General features: G+C 39.2%; 12 protein-coding genes. 2 read left to right on the top strand and 10 right to left on the bottom strand.

All coding sequences use genetic code 11. The features are described 5' to 3' along the window. Positions 1 to 4: 4 nt before the first annotated feature. The 3 genes from BUA72_RS12335 to BUA72_RS12325 form a co-directional block, all read right to left on the bottom strand. Positions 5 to 1,480, bottom strand: coding sequence for an ATP-binding response regulator (locus BUA72_RS12335; protein ID WP_047456045.1), 1,476 nt, complete (start codon positions 1,478 to 1,480; stop codon positions 5 to 7). Between the two features lie 227 nt (positions 1,481 to 1,707). Continuing rightward, entirely contained in the window at positions 1,708 to 2,052 is a 345-nt protein-coding gene (locus BUA72_RS12330) for a hypothetical protein (RefSeq protein WP_072923125.1), read from the bottom strand. Positions 2,053 to 2,234: 182 nt separating this feature from the next. Further along, positions 2,235 to 4,037, bottom strand: a complete 1,803-nt coding sequence (locus BUA72_RS12325) for a serine hydrolase domain-containing protein (RefSeq protein ID WP_072923124.1) — start codon at positions 4,035 to 4,037, stop codon at positions 2,235 to 2,237. Positions 4,038 to 4,348: 311 nt separating this feature from the next. On the opposite strand from BUA72_RS12325, the gene BUA72_RS12320 reads away from it, so the two are divergent. Further along, entirely contained in the window at positions 4,349 to 5,710 is a 1,362-nt protein-coding gene (locus BUA72_RS12320) for a tetratricopeptide repeat protein (protein WP_072923123.1), read from the top strand. On the opposite strand, the gene BUA72_RS12315 is transcribed toward BUA72_RS12320, so the two are convergent. Further along, entirely contained in the window at positions 5,711 to 6,673 is a 963-nt protein-coding gene (locus BUA72_RS12315; protein WP_072923122.1) for a helix-turn-helix domain-containing protein, read from the bottom strand. Positions 6,674 to 6,768: 95 nt separating this feature from the next. Between BUA72_RS12315 and BUA72_RS12310 the strand changes: the two genes are divergently transcribed. Further along, the gene (locus BUA72_RS12310; protein WP_072923121.1) at positions 6,769 to 7,899 is read left to right on the top strand and encodes an FAD-dependent oxidoreductase; all 1,131 of its coding nucleotides are present in this window, start codon (positions 6,769 to 6,771) and stop codon (positions 7,897 to 7,899) included. Positions 7,900 to 7,972: 73 nt separating this feature from the next. On the opposite strand, the gene BUA72_RS12305 is transcribed toward BUA72_RS12310, so the two are convergent. The 6 genes from BUA72_RS12305 to BUA72_RS12280 all read right to left on the bottom strand — a co-directional run bounded on the left by BUA72_RS12305 (position 7,973) and on the right by BUA72_RS12280 (position 18,223). Further along, complete coding sequence (locus BUA72_RS12305) at positions 7,973 to 8,953, bottom strand: S41 family peptidase (protein ID WP_072923120.1); 981 nt, start codon at positions 8,951 to 8,953, stop codon at positions 7,973 to 7,975. Positions 8,954 to 9,135: 182 nt separating this feature from the next. Continuing rightward, on the bottom strand, positions 9,136 to 9,849 hold the full coding sequence (locus tag BUA72_RS12300; protein WP_072923119.1) for an Imm43 family immunity protein: 714 nt from the start codon (positions 9,847 to 9,849) through the stop codon (positions 9,136 to 9,138). 73 nt (positions 9,850 to 9,922) lie between these two features. Further along, the gene (locus BUA72_RS12295) at positions 9,923 to 10,387 is read right to left on the bottom strand and encodes a hypothetical protein (protein ID WP_072923118.1); all 465 of its coding nucleotides are present in this window, start codon (positions 10,385 to 10,387) and stop codon (positions 9,923 to 9,925) included. A gap of 19 nt (positions 10,388 to 10,406) precedes the next feature. Next, positions 10,407 to 14,738, bottom strand: coding sequence for a DUF6531 domain-containing protein (locus BUA72_RS12290; RefSeq protein ID WP_072923117.1), 4,332 nt, complete (start codon positions 14,736 to 14,738; stop codon positions 10,407 to 10,409). A 3-nt stretch (positions 14,739 to 14,741) separates the two neighbouring features. After that, on the bottom strand, positions 14,742 to 16,133 hold the full coding sequence (locus BUA72_RS12285; protein ID WP_072923116.1) for a hypothetical protein: 1,392 nt from the start codon (positions 16,131 to 16,133) through the stop codon (positions 14,742 to 14,744). A 2-nt stretch (positions 16,134 to 16,135) separates the two neighbouring features. Continuing rightward, positions 16,136 to 18,223, bottom strand: a complete 2,088-nt coding sequence (locus tag BUA72_RS12280) for a type VI secretion system Vgr family protein (RefSeq protein WP_072923115.1) — start codon at positions 18,221 to 18,223, stop codon at positions 16,136 to 16,138. Positions 18,224 to 18,411: the final 188 nt, after the last annotated feature.

Raw genomic sequence — 18,411 nt, 5'->3', positions numbered from 1 at the left:
GAGATTAATTTAAAGGTAAGGTGAAATAGAATGTGGAACCTTCTTCCAGTTTGCTGGATACTCCAATAGTTCCATGATGCTGTTTGATGATTTCGGAGCAGATAAACAGTCCGATTCCCATTCCCTGGAACTGCAGTGATGATTCTTCTACACGGTAAAACTTTCGGAATACAGCATCCTGCTTAAAGTCCGGAATTCCAATTCCAAAATCGGTGACACTTACTTTGACTTCCTGCTTTTCTTCATCTACAAATGTGGTGACAATGACCTGGTTGTTCTGAGGAGAATATTTAATGGCGTTGGTCAGGAAATTGATCAGGACCTGTTCTATGCGTATCTCATCCAAAGGAATCAGGATTTCAGGCTTTATTCCGTGTCTTTTTATTTTGACTTTATTTTCGTCATGGGTCTGTATGATGGTTTCCACGGCACTGCTGATCAGGTTTTCAAGGCTGGTTGGCTTTCTGTTGATCTTCAGCTTTCCGTTTTCTATTTTGGAAACATCGAGCAGGTCGGTGATCAGGGTATTCAGTTTTTCAATCTGATCCTGAACTTTGCCCATAAAACCGGCTTCAGCACTTTGCTTGTCCAGTTTTAATTTACGGTCCAGCAGCTGAACATAGGCTTTTATACTAGTTAAAGGGGTTTTCAGTTCGTGGCTGGCAATACTCAGGAATTCATCCTTTTCTTTTTCCACTTTTTTCTGATCGTCGATATCGGTAAAGGTTCCTACCCAGTTTTTGACTCCATTTTCATCGTTTACCGGCGTCACTCTTAAAAGATGGTAACGGTAGTCTCCGGAATCTATATTTTTTATTCTGACTTCAAGCTCAAGCGCTCTATTCTTTTTTCTGCAACGCTCAAATTCTTCTCTGATATCCAGATCATCAGGATGAACTTCCGGAAATTCCAGATCTGACTCTGAGTACTGGTACCATTTAAGGTTCACAAATTCTATTTCTCCCTCTTCATTAAGTGTAAACGCAATTTGCGGCAGAGATTCCAGCATTAACTGAAAATGATCAATCTGCGACTTCATGGTCACCTGGGATTCTCTCCTTCCTTTGACTTCCAACTCCAAGCTCTGCTGGGTCTTTTTCATGGCAAGGCTCTGCTCCTGAAGGTTATAAAAAGTTTTCACCTTAAGCAGCAAAATTTCAGGATCCACAGGTTTTGTGACGTAATCCTTTCCTCCTGAGGCATAACCACGGGTGATAAATTTCTTCTCCGTACTGACTGCGGATAAAAATATAATGGGAACTTCTTTTGTTTTGCTGTAATCGGCTAAGGTTTCAGCCACTTCAAACCCATCCATGCCGGGCATCTGCACATCCAAAATAATCAATGCGTAATTATTTTTTATGGCTTTCCCTAATGCTTCCTCTCCGGAATCGGCCGTATCTACCTGAAAATCTTTGGATTCCAGTAGTTTTTTCAGTGAGTAAAGATTACTTTGGTTGTCATCAACAATTAAGATCATAAGATGAATCAGTACTTGGTGGTTTGTTTATATTTAGTCCCGCCAAAAATACTCACAAAATTCCGAAAAACATTGATATTTTAATCATTTTATGGCCACATACCACACATATACGCTTATAAATCAATTTTTAAAAGAAATATTTACTTATATTTTATTATAATCAAAAAAAGCATCAATCCGTTAGATAAATGACATTAAACAAGCGGTTTATTCATGCAAAAAATTTAGGATTGTAAGAATTCCAACCATTCCTGTAATAGGTCTCTGATGTCTGCCAATGGAAAAGCAGTGGACTGCCCATCAATTATAAAATCAGGATAAGCAATTTGTAAATCCATATGCTCCAGCACCATTGAGTCATAAGGTTCCCAAACCGGATCGGGAGTATCATCCAGATAGAAATTGATTTCCTTCAAAAGGAATTCAGTTCTGGAGATATTTAAATAACGTAAAAACTGCAACAGATTATTTTCATCAACAATTCTATTCTTGCGGACACAATCATATCCGGCATCACCGCCTGCCGTTACTTTCAGGAATTCCAGGCCGTATTGATCTTTTTTACTCATGGCTTCTTTTTATTCTGTGTTTAGTGAAAACCAATGTTTTTATTTTCTTAACCTGAGCCCGGGATAAGACATTTGCTTTTATAATGAGTTGGCCATCCAGTGAACCCTGTCAAGGTTTTGAACCTTGACAGGGTTCAATCAGCTTCTCTCTTCCAGCTTCCAGCCATCTGACCGAACTGAAATTATAATGTTTTTAAAACCTTTGCAGCATTTTCGTTTTTGGGATTGATCTCCAGAACTTTCTGGTAATTCTGTTTGGCTTTATCCTTTTGACCGGCCTTCAGGTAAGCTTCTCCCAAACTGTCGTAGACATTTTCACTTTTAGGATACAATGCAGCATTTATCCTGAGTATATCAATGGCCTTTGTAAAATCTTTATTCCGAAGCATGGTGTAACCTGCTCCATTCAGAAAACCCTCAGAGAGAAGATCATTTCCGGCATCTTCAGTTTTGGCTTTCTTATACGCTTCCAGACCTTTGTCATAATTTCCGTCCAGCACCCATTCTAAAGGAGCTTTCTCATCCGGTCCCATCTGTGCATCTGTTGACCTTATTTTTCCATTGGAAAATACCTGTACGATATCTGTTTTTCCGGTATCCTTATTTTTCACAAATTTTACCGTAAAATCCCAGTCCCGAAATGCATACTTATTTTCTCCTACTTTAATCATTTCAACCGGAGTATCCATATTAGCAGCAGTCATCAGCTTTCCATTTTCACGATAAACCCTGTAAAAACCATATTTTCCACTTTTGTAACGTCCGATACTTTTGAAATCATTCTGATTTAAAGGCAATATTTTCTGAACTGGGCCATTAAATAAAGGCCAGTGATAGACTTCTGCCACCGAACGCACAAGTTCTTCTACAAAATCAGGTTTATTGGTATTCGTTAATACAACAACCCCGTCACCGCTTGTTTTACTGGCTATAAATCTGCTGGAGAATCCTTCGTTCCAACCACCGTGGTGAAAATACATATGACCTCTTCTATCTTCCAAAAAAATCCCCAATCCCATAAATGGATCAATAAAGGAAGTGGTAAACTGTTCAGCTGTCTTTTGTGAAATAATGGTGCTGCTCTTCCCGCTCAAAGTATTCTGCACATCAATGACGAATTTAGCCAGATCCTCAGGGGTAGTCCATAAACCGGCTGCTGCTTGTTCGGGATAGGTATGAGATTTTCCCTGAACTTTTATCCCATCTTGATTGTATGCCGTAGCTGCGAATTGAGCCTGTGCATCGGATAAAGGCTGTGAAAAAGTACTGTTCTTCATATCCAGCGGCATGAGAACCTTTTCCTTCATAATGGTGGTAAAATCTTTTCCTTCCAGATCGATAAGCATCTGCTGCAGGACACAGTATCCACCGCCCGCATAACGGAAAGGTGTTCCCGGAACTTTATCTACGAAAACAGCAGGAGTATTCGCTGGAGTCTGTCCATTTAAAACCTGGACTAAGGTAGGAATAGGCTTTCCGGCTTCATATCCGGGAAATCCACTTACTGTAAAACCGGCTGTATGACTGACTATATTTTTAAAAGTGACTTTTTTTTCTTTGGTAAATTCATTTTCCGGAACTTTCCAGGATTTAAGGTAGGAATTGACATCAGCATCAGGATTGATCTTTCCCGCTTCTACTTCTGTCAATGCCGCATACACACTTACCGGCTTGCTCATGGATGCCGCCTGAAAAAGTGTTTTGGAATTGACCGGAGTTTTAGATTCCACATCTGAAAAACCATAGCTCTTCGCCCAGATCACTTTTGAATTTTTAATAACAGCAATGCTCACTCCCGGAACATTATAATGCTTCATTCTGGACTCCAGTGTCCACATAGGTTCACCCTGAAAGCGAACCGCAGGTATTAATCCTGCTTCTACTTTGGCAATTTCGGTATTCAACTGGGATTTTGTCTGTGCAGATACCGGAACGTACATCATTCCGATCAGGGCTGCAGCGTATATGGGAGTTTTTGGTTTCATTTTATCTTTTGAAATTTAGTTTGTCAAAAATACTTAAGTTTTATTACGGATCAGCCGAATTATAAGGCTTTTTTTAATCAGGAGGATATTAATTATATGACATTCTTTCTCCCTTATTTATTACATCAACGCAGACTTTTCCCTGTATATTCTGATATTTATTTTAACCATCTGTTGAGCAATCATTTATACCCATAAAATCTTTTACCTCTATTTATGATCTTGTTAATTTTTAATCCTTATGTTTACTAATAAAACACAGGATACCAAATACTTTCTTCAAAAATAGGAAGTCATAAAAATGTAACCCCATGAAGCAATTATACATTATATTGATCTTTTTGACCAGTTTTATTACAGCAGAAGCACAACAAAAATCGTTTTCAGATTACGAGCCTAAGCTGGATACTGCTTTAAAAAAATACGGCAAAAGTTCCCACTATCAATACCTTAAGGATCTGGTGACCCATTTTAAAACGGCTAAAAAGTTAAATGCAAAACATCTTACCAAAGATGTAGTGGGTATTGCTCTATTTTTAGACAACGGCAACAGCAATCTGGATCTATTTCCTGCCGTGTACACTTATGATAATGATAAGGTAGATATTTCAGCTCTCCGGTCAAGTATTACTAAAATGCCCAGTGATGAGACGAAAGAATATGCAGATGCCTTTTTGAATAATCGGAGAGACATAGGAAAATCAAAAATCTTTCAATCATTGCTGACAGATCATCCCAAGGCTGAAAGTACTTACACTGAACTGACGAACGAATATAAGGTTTTCAGTCCTGCAGATGTCTCGTTTATTCGGGGAAATGATGACTGGATGTATGCTGTAAGCTTTGGTAATGAAGGGATTATTATCTACGCTTTTAAATTAAGTTTGGCTGGCGAAGAGATTTCCGGAAAAAAAGTAGTGGAAAAAATCAGGCAGGAGAAAGAAGATGAGTTGACAACTTTTTTAGAAAAACATCCATTCGCCCATTCCTCTGATGACCACAACATCTATTCCTACGTAAAACGTCTCAGGGAAAGCAGTCCCTTCAGTAAGGACAAAGAATTTTTAAAGAATACTGAAACCTATGAACAACGAATAAATCGGGACAGTTTGATCCATCATATTGGAATGTTCAGCTATCTCTTAAAGCTTAAATTCCCAAAAGAATTGCTGGAAGACGGTGCTGAGAACATTGATATCTATGGCCTTAAACACTTTTCTGCCCATACATTAGGCGACTATTATTTTTCCAAACAGGATTACAGCAAAGCCATTGAATATTACAGAAAAGCCGTTTTTGATTTTCCAAATTCAAGTGATTCCCGGGTTTGCAGCGATGTGGAGAATTCACTTTTATCCATCTCAAAGTCATACAGACAATTGAATAAGATGGATGATGCTTTTGCTTCGCTATTGGGTGCGGTCTATTCCTGTGGTACTATCTCAAATGCAGAAGAAAAACAGTTTAATAGCTATATCGCAACCGATACAACCGATAAAGATCAGTTGAAAAAAGACATAGATCAGTCTCTGCTCACCATTAAGAACTTAAAGAATAATTATTATTCATTTAGTTTTAGAAATAAGACAAGCTTTTTCTATGGAAAGGACGAATTTGTCAAAAATATAACCCGTCATATGACCACAACTCATTTTTACAAATCATTGAAATAATCACTGTATCATCGCATACTGTTTGGGGTTCATTCCCATATGTTCTTTGAAGATTTTTGAAAAATGGCTCAGGTTGGTAAAACCGAGTTTGTAGCCGACTTCTGAAACGGAATATTTCTTCCCTTTTAGCAGAAGAGCGGCTTCTTTCATCCTGAATTCCTGATAATAGCTGAAAATACTGTCACCAAAGATCTGCTTAAATAGCCGTTTCAATTTTGTAGGACTCATACCGGCCTCAGCAGCCAGTTTTCCGATAACAGGAGGAATGTCGAGGTTTTGAAGGACGTGATCCCTTATTTTGTAAAGAATTTCTATATCATGACTGTTCAGGGCATAGATGCGTTTTTCGTCCCGCTTTTCCAGTTCCATCAGCAGCCTGCAGATCATTTCCTCTGCTTTGATTCTCATGAAAAACAGTTCGAAAGTTTCTCCAACGAATTCTGAGATAATTTCATCCACCACTTTCTGCAACGAGGGATAAATGATCTGCTCAAAAAGATAAGGTTGGTTATTCTGCAGGAGACTTTGCAAAACCGGTGATTGATCTGATGTGCTCAACAATTGGCCCAGATAATCTGCCTCTATTTCAATATTAATGGTAGATGTATTGGAATGGATGGAAATAATTTCATCGGTATTGATGCGGCTGGTTGCAATTAAAACGGATGGTATTTCTCCGGGATGTTTTCCGGTAGACAATGATTCCGCTTTAGGAAAAATGTTCTGAAACTTAAAAAATATCACTTTTCGGCCTTCATTCCGCTCCGGATTCTCCAGCACCACATCGTCATTCAGCTCATAATTACTGATCAGCATCCTGATGTGTGTATTAAAAACAAATCCGGTACAATACCCGCTTCCAAATCCGGAAGGGATCTCTAATCTTCTGTTCTTTAATTTTGTTCCCAGTACATGAGCCAACTTTTGAAGAATGACAGGGATGGTGTAATCCTCTTTTTCCATAAAAGTCTTTTACGGTTATTTTTAAGTCTAATGTAATTATTTTATTTCTAAAATGACCCTCAATTTTGTATTCATATTAAACAACACAAAAAATCATGTTACTTACGAATAAAAAAACAGCGATCATTGGTGCAGGACCTGCGGGTCTTACGTTAGCCAGATTATTACAACAAAATGGTGCAGATGTTACCGTTTACGAAAGAGATCAAGATCCGCAAGCCAGAATTTGGGGCGGTACATTAGATCTTCATAAAGGTTCAGGTCAGGAAGCTATGAAAAAAGCCGGACTATTGCACAATTACTATGCATTGGCATTGCCTATGGGTATTGTCATGACTGATGAAAATGGAGAAACTTTATTCACGAAAGAGTCTACCCCTGAAAATCAGTATGACAATCCTGAAATCAACAGAAATGTTCTTAGAAATATGTTATTAGAGAGTTTAACCGCTGATACTGTAGTCTGGGACAGAAAATGTACGGGACTTGAAGTTCTTAATGGCAAATGGCTGCTGCATTTTGAAAATGGAGTTCAAGAAACAGCAGATCTTGTGATTGGGGCCAATGGCGGAATGTCTGTCATACGATCTTTTGTTACAGACACGCAGGTCGAAGATACCGGAACCATGATCATCCAGGGAGATATTCCTGATCCGGAGCTTCATGCTGCTAAATTTTACGAGTGGTGCGATGGAAAAAGGCTGATGGCCGCCCATAAAGGTAATTTGCTGGTAGCCAATCCCAACAATAATGGGGTATTGACCTACGGTGTCATTTTTAAAAAGCCTGAAGAATGGTCCGGTCGTACCGAATCTTACTTTCATGATTCGAACCTCATCCGTGCCTTTCTTTTGGAAAGATTCGCTGATTGGGACGATAGATTCAATAACTTATTCCGTTCTACCTCATCTTTCAGTTGTCTTCCGACCAGAAAATTTCCATTGAACCAACCCTGGAATAATGACCGTCCTCTACCTATAACACTTATAGGAGATGCGGCTCATCTGATGCCTCCTTTTGCAGGTCAGGGCGTCAATACCGGTTTACTGGATGCATTGATCCTCTCTGAAAAACTCACAAATAAATCCTATGAATCACTGGAGGCTGCTATTAAAGGTTATGAAGCAGAAATGTTCATTTATGCCCGCGAAGCACAACTTGCCTCAAGCACAAACGAAATTGAAATGCGCCAGCCGGATTTTTCTTTTAAGCAGCTGATTCATTAAAGGAATAAAAAGGTAAGCGTTTCGGCGCGAAGTCTTCGACTTCGCGCCGAAACGCTCTATAAAAATTTAAAGATTACTTTTTTAGCAATATCTCAGATGCCGTTTTCATGTATTGAGCTTCCGAAAGGTCTTTCAGCAGTATATTTGGAGTAAATCCCTCTCCTACTTTGGCATATTCCTTTTTATTACGGTCTACGATATTTCCTATTGTTAAAATAAGAAATGCTCCGTCAGAAAGTTTGTATTCCTGATTTCCGGAGGTCAGTCCCATTGTATTTTGCCCGATAACCGTTGTGTTTTTTTGTCCGGCAAATGCAACAGTGCAGAATTCGCCTGAGCTTGATGTTTTTTTGTTGACCATTACAACCATTGGTTTTGTGATGCGCTGAGGGATATTTTTGACATTAAAATGATGAGCTAACTGTTTACCCTCATACAGATTTCCTTTGTCATCATAATCATAAAACGCATATTTTCCTTCTGCATCTATGGTTCCAATCACATTTTTCTTATCCAGCATTGGTGACAAAGCTGCAAACATGGGATAAAACATGCCTCCGCCATTGTCTCTGAGATCCAGAATCCAGCCTTTAGGTTTCTGTGCATTCAGCTCTTCTATTTTTTTATAAAATGTGTTGACAAACTCATCCCATTCTGCAAAATGATAACAGGCAATCCCGGGAAGCTTGAGATAAGCAATCTGGTTTTCCGTCATTTTTGTTTCAATAACAGGAAATTCCTGTCCTGTAGCTCTGTAACCCAATGTATAGGCCTTAACCATTTCCGGTGGAAAAAAATTGGAATGGGCATCTTTCAGGGCACCGAGTATATTTTTAATAAGCGGATAGGTCTCTTTAACCGTGTGAAGACTTTCTGCTTTTTTGCGGGAATCCATGTAAAGGGAATCCCAGTTGATCCTGTGTTTGTTGACCGATTTGGCCTTCATCAGATCAAGTGCGCTAACTACATAGTTTTTTACGCTGTCTGACTGCGCATTAGTATTGATCCCTGTAAATATCAGAAAACCGGTGATCAGAAAGTAAAATCGTTTCATTATGTATTGATTCATTGGAATCTGGTAAAGATAATCTTTTTGGTAAAAAATAAGCTGTACAGAGTCGGACTTTGCACAGCTTGCTTTTTTAACGCTCCCTTATTATCATTATAAGGTAAACAATTCTTTTATCTATTGACTAAAAATCTAATTTTGACTTACTGAAAATAATCTCAATTAATTTATATTTTGTAACTATTTTGCAAAGGGACAACCTCTTCATCATATTGGTTATCATAAATGAATGGAAATTCTTTGGTATTATAAATATCAATATCATTAAATTGAGTAACAAGGTTAGTAACTAAATTTAGACTATTAAATATTAGTGATTTCCTATAAGAAAATTCCTTTAAAACAAAAATTTTCCTGTCTGAATTTTCTATATTTAATGTTAAATCAGGATATATATAATTTGTACTTCCGTTAACTTTACTTCTAAAACTTGTTTGTTTATTCACTTCAAACAAGTGATCATCAAATTTTCCAAACCTTAAAGCACAATACCTTTTATCTGTTAATACATTACCTTCTTTATCTACTAATTTTAGTATTGAATATTCATACTGATCCTTTTCCAATCCATTATCAGATAACTTTTCAAATAAATCTATGGACAGTATTTTCACGTCTGAACCGTACTCAATATAATTAAACTGAAAATCATTTTGCTTCTTCTTGAATACTAAATAAAGATCCTTGGGAAATTTATATTTATTATCTTCCGGAGGAAAAGGGATATCTTTATAGTCCAATGTCCTCCATTCTGAAACAGAATAAAACTTGGTCCTCTTAGAAGAATCAAAAGAATCAAAAAGAATAATATCATCCATCAAAGGGATACTTTTTCTTTTTATATAGCTTCTTTGAAAGCTTACAAATAATTCATTTTCCATTATAATTAATCATCATAGATCGGGGTAAACCTTTCTGCTCCAGCAATTTTCTACAAGTAGTAAAGCTTCATTTCTAATTGCCCTCTTTTATTTTTTTGAATCTTTCTTCAAGCAGCGGTATAAAAGAAACCGCATCAAAGTCTTGAAAGTGATCTTTATATTTTAAGATAATTTCTTTAAAGTATAGAAAAACATCATCACAGAGTGCTTTTCGTGTTTCATCTTCTGACAAATCTTCATATTTATCAATGATGAGTATTTGATCTATTATAAGTTTATCATCCTTTTTGGCGTACCGTGCAAATGATTTTAAATTACCTATTTCAATATTTTTCAGATGAAAAAACCTAAGAATAGTACCAAGTGCAATATGACTATATTTGGGGTCAAGGGATGTTAATTTACTCGAAATTGAATCTTGCCAAGCATAATCATTCAAGCTATTGAGAATATTATCTAAAATATTTTGATTTATAATAGCTTTTTCTTTTGTTTTCCCTCCTTGTGAATCATAAGTGATTTTTAAAAAAATTCCCATAATTTATAATCTTTAAATTTTAATGATGTGTTTTATTACCAGGCGGTAATTTATTTTGTGCTTGTTCATACGTTTTTATTTTTTGTGTTTCAATTAAACGGTCTGCCTGTTTCGTATTTCCAATAGTATTGGGATCAACTTGCCTTCTCAAACCAGCTGTAACAGTATTACCATTTGCATCTAATATTGGTTTTCCGGTAGGATCAATTGCAATAGATGTCGCTGTAGATCTATTAATTCTGGCTTCGTCTAATCTTGTTTGAGAATATCTTCTAACAGGATTTTTAGATTCTCCAATTTTATAAACATCTCCTTGTTTTAATCTTACATAAGATGTTGGATTTAAACTTCCTTTTTCATAAACAGGATACCAACCATCAACATCGGCAATTAGGTCATAAACATCTAAGCCAAAAGGATCAATTCTACTATTATTTTCATTTACATAAGCATAAAAGTTAGGATTATTACCCATTAATCCAATCGGATCCTGACTTAAGTAATTCCCGCTCTCATTATCATAATACCGAAAACGGTTATAGGCCAATCCTGTTTCTCTATCCACATACTGTCCCTGGTACAAAAACGGAACAAATTCATTATCTCCTTTTCGCAGAGAACCATATACATCCAATTCCCTTTCCCAGACAAGAATGCCTTCATGATCATAAGCATGCGTAGGTGTACCTAAATAATCGCTGATGATGCTAAACTCCTCTTCTCCAACAATTTTCCCACAAGGCACAAAGCTTCCCTCCTGATAGAGCCAAGTTATTACATTTTCTGCAGATTCAGAAGCTTCCTCCACATTATTTTCTTCATCAATACTCAGCTTTGGTGGGAATTCTCCGTCATACTGCCATTCATGTAACGGGACATTTCCATCCCATACCCAGCGGGTCACTTTATTTTTATACTGCTTGGCAATACGCCTTCCCAGAGGATCATATGCAAAACTGACTTCTCCGCCCTGCGGCAATACTACTTTGGCAAGCATTCCGTTTCCTTTCCATTCATACTGCCAGCCGACGCCGCTTCCCATCAGGCTGATTCCGTATTTATGCTCTACGGTGGAAGAAGAAATAGCTGCCCGTTGGGTACTTTTTCTGAATTCTTTAAAAATCAGGTTTCCTTCTGCATCGTAGTAGTAATTATACCGTATATCGGTCAACAGTTTTCCTCCCGGTCCATAGCTTCGGTCAGTTTGGTTAGGGGTTTCAAAGAGGTTACCGATGGCATCCGGAGCTTTATAAATAGTATCCGTTTCTTTGCTAGTCTGATAAGTTCCGCTCACCAGATTATCCCAAGCATCATAATTGAAACTGGCACTCGTTCCGGTGATTTCATTGACGGTTTTCAATAAGCGATTCGCAGTTCCCCACATATACCGGGTACGGTTTTTCTCTACATTATGACTGTTGATGCTGCGACGAACTACCCGTCCCTGCTGATCATGTTCTGTAACCTGGCTGATACCACCTGTAAGATCGCGCTGTATTTCCAGTCCTGTGGCATCGTATTGCCATTGAGCTTTCCAGCTTCCGCTTTCCATGGTATTGAGCTGTCCGAAATGGTTATACTGACTGGTAATGTGGGCTCCCAATGAACTTTCTGTCAATAAAGAATCATTGTGTTGATCAATCGTTTTACTTACCCAATGCTGGCCCTGCTGTTCCTTAATGATACGGCCATCTTTTCCGCGCTGTATTTTTATGCTGATATCCTGATTTAACCCACCGGTTAAAAATCCGTCTTTATTGTAGCTGTATCCGGTGAATGAAAGGTCACTGTGCTGTTCGGCAATGATATTTCCAATGCCGTCATAGTCATATTCTGTCCAGCGGTTGTCCGGGCGGACTACTTTTTTCACTCTGCCTATCGCATCTCGCTCATACTGACGGTGCAATCCGTCAAATCCCCATTCACTGATCACATCGCCTACTCCGTCCAGCGCAAAGCGATATACTTCCCCTTTTTCATTACTGATACTTTTTAACTGTAATTCAGTATCATATCCGAATTTCACTGTACGGTTATTCTGGGTCCGGCTCAGTAAAATCCCTAAACTGCCATATCTGAACCTCACATCATGCAAATCATCCTTCGCATGAATGATATTGTATGAGGTGTCATATTCGAAATAATGCTCGTTTCCATCGGATTCTTTTAAGTAGATTACGTTGCCGGCATCATCATATTGAAAGAACGTTATATTTCCTCTTGGATCACGCTCGCTTATTACATTGCCCAGTTCATCATAATCCCATTTGCTGTAGGTTTCATTGGGATAAATCATCTGCACCAGCTGATGCGACTGGTCATAGAAAAAATGAACCGCACGGTTTTTGTCATCAGTTATTTTTCTAAGGTGCTTATCATTATACTGATAATGCAACTTTTCCCCGGAAGGAAGCTTCTTTTGAACAATCCGGTTGAATTCGTCATAGGTCCATTCTATTTCTGCACCTCCCGGACTCGTTATTTTAACTAAATTAAAAGCATCATCATATTGAAACAGGTTCTGCCCGTTATTTTCGTTTTCAATTGTTTTCAGTAAACCGTTTTCAGTATACAGGTATTTCTGTGTGAAACCTTCTGCATTGATCACTAATTCAAGCTCCTGATACTGATTGTATTTCTGATGGGTAACGCCGCCGTTTTCGTCTATTATTTTATAGATCAGTTTGCTGTCATCATAAAAATATTCTGCTGTGAAACCTAAACTGTTTTTGGTAATGGTTTGTCCCGGATTATACTCTGTAAAATATTCCAGTACACCGCCATCGCCCCAGGTATGGATACATTTGGCATCATCGCCTGCTCCTTCGTATTCCCAATAAAAATTCTGTCCGGTCTGGTTGGTCAGCTGAACCAATAAATGCCCCTGATAGCGGAAATGTTTTTCTGCCCCGATCACGTCTTTATTGTATACCATATTTCCCAGATCGTCATAACTGTACTGGATATAGGTGATCTCACGGTTTTCAGCAACGGTGTAGAGACGGGTAATACGATGATCAGAATCGGTTTCTACCTTTATGATTTTGCCTGTACTGTCTGTTATCTTTTTTAAACATCCGTTGGAATGATAATCTAAACTTATTGTAAATCCATCTGCAGTAGATATTGAAGAAAGCATTCGGTAGCCTTCCTGATTCAGCGCCCCATTGAAACGGTATTGGAGTTTATTGGAATCCGTTAATATATATCCTTTTTCATCTTTGCTAAAGGTGAGCTGTTCTTTTCTGTTAAAATATTTTTCGCCCACACCTACCAACGGAACAACGGTTTCCCGTCCGTCTGATAAACGCACGGAAGCATAATCATTCTGCAAGTCAAAAAGTCCCATATTGTAACTGTGATGCCAGTTAAAGCCTAATGGCCCGTTCACCTCAGCATCACTGTAATAGGTACGCTGCCATACAAAAGGGATAGGTCCCGGCAACTCAATATCGGTATTGGTGGAATATACTCTTCCGGTAGCGGCATCTACCGGTTCACCGAACAAACGGCATTTTACCGGCTGTAACACTTTAGCCAGCTTAGGTTTATTAGGCTGAACCCTGTGAATGAAATCCTGTAATTTGTTGCCTGCTTTTTTCCATAATTTCCCCATTCCTTTTAAACCGAGACTCATGGCCAGCTGGAAAAGATCAATCGTTGGCGGACCACCTGCTAAAACAGGTTTTCCGGCTGAAGTGATGATCAGCAGCATGGAAGTAGGTGCCATTAAAGCAACCTTTGGTTTTGGTTTTGTAATACGGAACGGCGCAGGAATCCCAATCAGGTTGCATGATAAAGCTAGGTGAAACTGGGTACTGCACGGCCCGCCATCAGCTAAAACGGTACTGCTTCCCAAAAACATTTCTGAGCTTGCAATAGGTTTTACAATCGGAAACGGGATATGTAAAAAGATACCGGGTAAATGCTGAATCCCCGTACCTGCATTAGCTACCCACTGTCCGTGAACCTGAACGGATGGTTTCATGCCATTGACAATCGCTGTACAAACGGAAGCTAAGCTTGTTGGTGGTTCAGAGCCATCTGCGGGAGGAGCCGGAGGTTCGGGTAAAATGCTTGAAATGGCATTCATGATGGCGCTCATGATATCGAAAACCATCCCGATATGCGGTACCGGCAACAAAGGCATTGGCGGAAAAATGGTTTCATGAAAATCTATCCCAATCGCGAGATCAAAGTACTTTCCTACAGGCATTCCGGGCATGGCAGGGAGAATACTGGCCATATCTTTCTGCAAATGATCCAGTTTGTTTTTGGCTTCTCCAAACAATTCACCGAAGCCTCTTCGTGGGGCGGGTGATGTGGCTACTTTTCCTATTAAATCAGACATAGGTTAGTTTTTAAGTTTTGATAATTGCTTTTTCCAAACGGACTTGTCCATTTTTAACGCTGCTGAATCCACTCCAGCCTGCGCCAATAAAATTTCCCAGTCATCACCTAACCAATCTGCCAGCTGCAGTTTTATTTCGTTTACTTCTGCGGGTGTTTTGATCTGTCCGCCTAAATAAAGTGCCATAAATGCTGCATGTAAAAAAGTAGACTGTCTTCTTACACTGATATCTAAATATGCTCCTGCCGCCAAAGAAAACAGTACATTTTCAAAGGCTTTCTGCACGTTGTTTTTTTCGTAATAAATATGAGCGATAAGCCTGTTCGCCTCCATGATATAATAGACATCCTGACGTTCGGAGGCTTTTTCGGACAACTCCTCATAAATCAATAAAGCTGGATCCGTTTTTTTGTTTCCGTATAATAATGTGGCCTTTAAAAGCATGCATGATTTCCAGACCGGATATCCCGTAGCATCATCTTCCTGCATCGCTTTTGAGGATTCTTCCAAGGCTTTATCTGTATATTCTTCGCTTTTTTTTGTATTCTGTATGGCAAAATAGGCCTGCGATGCGACCAGTAAACCCGCTATTTTAGAAGATACCGTTCCAATTTCGTCAGTGATATTTAAAAGGCGTTTTACTTCTACATCTGTCCGATTCTGTATTTTCTTGGTGGTAGAATCCATGACCACAATCACCTGTTTTCTGAATCTGGCATCCGGATCGACAGTATTATAGCTGTCGCTTGATTTGTACATCTCATTTTTAATAGCTTCTGCCATTTTGAGCTTTGGATGCAGATAGTGATAAAGAGATTCCCCATTCTTTTTACCCTGCAGTTCCACGCGTCTTTCTTCTGCAAGATCCATGGTTATAAGGCGTAAATCATCCGGTACCGTTTCTATGACCTGCTGAAACCAGTGGGCTATATTTTGTTTGGAATGGGCCGAAAGAGGAAAATACAGACAGAAATAAAAACCTTCAGTCTGATCTGTTATACTCACCTTAAGGCGTTCCAGCTCACTAAACAGACTGGAAATATTGGGTGGAAGCTTATCATCCGGAACGAATGCTTCCCTGATCATATTATTTTCCCAAAGTGCCCGGTGAAGGTCTTTATTTTTATCCGGATGGGCTGTAAACCAGGTGAGAAATTCATTCCATAACTGTTCTTCAAACCATTCCCTGTTGCCATGGTATTCGGTTTCGAAACGAAAAAAAATATCGTTGGCTTCTCCTACAGGAGACTGTTCGATCTGCATAAACTTATCGATGATCTCCACATCCGCATACTGTGCTACCCAAACGGCCAGTTTCCATGACTGCTTTTTTTCGGCTGCAGACCAGAGATCTCTCAATTTGTAGTATTCCTGTGCTATTGAAGATGTTTCCATAGTTAAGAATTCAGTTTAACCAGACCTCCTGTAATGATAGTCTCTCCATCTCCGTTCATTGAAACCTTGGCTCCGCTGATGCTTGTCTCTTTTCCTGTGATCTGGACTTCTTTGCTTCCGGATGCAGTAACTGTAACTCCGCTTATGGCTGCCACATTTTCTTTTGAACTCAGTTCTACTCCCGCTTTACCGCTTCCCATAGAAACAATGGTTTCGCCTACCACATGAATATTTTTAGCATGAATCGTAATGGTTTCATCTTCAATGACAATAGACGATTTTCCATTGTCTAAAGAAATTTTCTTGCTGGCTACAGCAGAAATGGTATTGGTTCCGTCTACTGTTATGATGTTTCCGCCTGATTTATCTTTAATGGTGATCGCACCGGCATCATCAAGGCTTACAATATGTCCGCTTTTACTGCTGAGACTTTTGATATTATTGCCCTGTCCACCTCCGCCTCCGGCACCACCGTGAAACATTCCGCCCATCACAAAAGGACGGTCAGGATGCTGGTGAACAAAATTGACCATAATTTGATCATCTACTTCCGGAATGGCCATAAATCCACGGTTTTTACTTACTTTATCGCTGCTTCCTCCATCGGGAGTCATGACCCTGATAAATTCTGTCGTATCCGGACCGTTTTGCCAGTCGAACTGTACCTGTACCCTTCCCTGGTTTAATGGATCCGTGTTGGAAATGATCTTTGCAAACTGAGGTTCTGCTTTTGGATAATTGAACTGAGGTCGCGGCATAAAACCGGTATCTGCAGCAATCGCGTCAAAAGATCCTGTATAATATCCTCTTGCATCCACTTCATGTCTTACTTCCGTCATCATGAGTTTTGTAAAATAAGAGGTCTCATTGGTATCCGGTTTACGCATTTCGATGTCTGCTGTACATCCAGGATATAAAAAGGGCACGGAAGTGGTTCCGGAAGTGGTGAATACATCCACTGAATTGCTTCCGGCAGCGCCTTTTTGGGAAACATCAATATCCATTACTTTTGAAGCCTTTATAGGAGCTATGCTTAATGATGGAGTGATAAATGTCCTTTCTGAAATTTCGTAAGCACGCCTCGCAATATCTGAGGTATGGTTTATTTTTGAAGCTCCAGCGGTAAGTTTTTCGTTTTTACTGCTGTTATACCCGTAAAAAGAGGGCTTCACATGTTGAGCTAACATCTTAATTTTCACATCAGCTACATTGCTTCCGTACGTAAGCTTTACCGGTTTTTGCTGAGGGGGTAGTTTTCCGAAATGCAGAACTTCCCCGTCATAGAAAAACTGTTCTCCATAGGCTTCTGCCATTCTTGCCAGATAATTGTAATGGGTCTCATGATACTGGGAACTGTAAGAAATATTCCCATATTGTGCGTCTACCCGGACATCAAACTTACTGGCTCCTAAACCTTCTTTGATGACATGATCTGCAATATTGTTGAGGCTGATTTCCTGCTTGCCTCCAAAACTCTGGGTATGGGGAGCAGAATCCAGCAGGATCGTTGGGCTGTAGCCTGTAAGAATGACATTTCCAAGGCTTCCGTTATCCTGATCGAATCCTACTTCGGTAATGACACCGACGAAGTTTCTTTCAGGTCCTTCTTCTACATCTTTGTATTTGAAGACGACAGTGATTCTTTTTCCCAGAAAGCTTTGGGCTTCTTCAAGGTTATGGTTTTCGGAGCTTCCGAGAGTATCGTGAGCAAGAGTAAGATCAAACTGATGGTGTTTAACGGCACTTTGGGTCAGCTTAAAATGTTTGAAAAATTTGATCGGTTTTCCTTCAACAAAAATTTCAAGTTTCACGACTCTGTTGATTCCTGCAATGGCACTTTCAGGGATGGCCTGGGCATTGAAGATATTGGATGTGGGTTGCTTTGCCCATACTTTATTCTCTATAACAGTCGGAGCGTTTTGCATAAAAGGCTGATTCATAAAATTTTGCGCCGTATCGCTCACCGTTTTTATCTGAGACATGGCTTTTTGTGAATCCTTATTTTTTACAACTTCTTGAATGTTGTCGGCTATATCTATTTTAGCTGAATCTAGTCCCTTCTTGGACAGATTCTTTCCTTCTTGAAACATAGTATACTTTTTTTCGGTAGTGTGGATGTGAAAACGGAATTTCTTCCTTCATAGAAACGAGACCATTCTGCTCATATAAACAACCGGTACTCAGCATCGGTCTCCTTTTGCAAGTACAGTTTTGATTGTTCTGAGATGGTTCTATCAGAGCTTTTCTCGAATAAACTCTGCCTTAGCTACTTATCAGT

This window comes from Chryseobacterium sp. OV279 (genome assembly GCF_900128945.1).
Taxonomy (GTDB): domain Bacteria; phylum Bacteroidota; class Bacteroidia; order Flavobacteriales; family Weeksellaceae; genus Chryseobacterium.
This window is presented reverse-complemented; position numbering and strand designations above follow the sequence as displayed.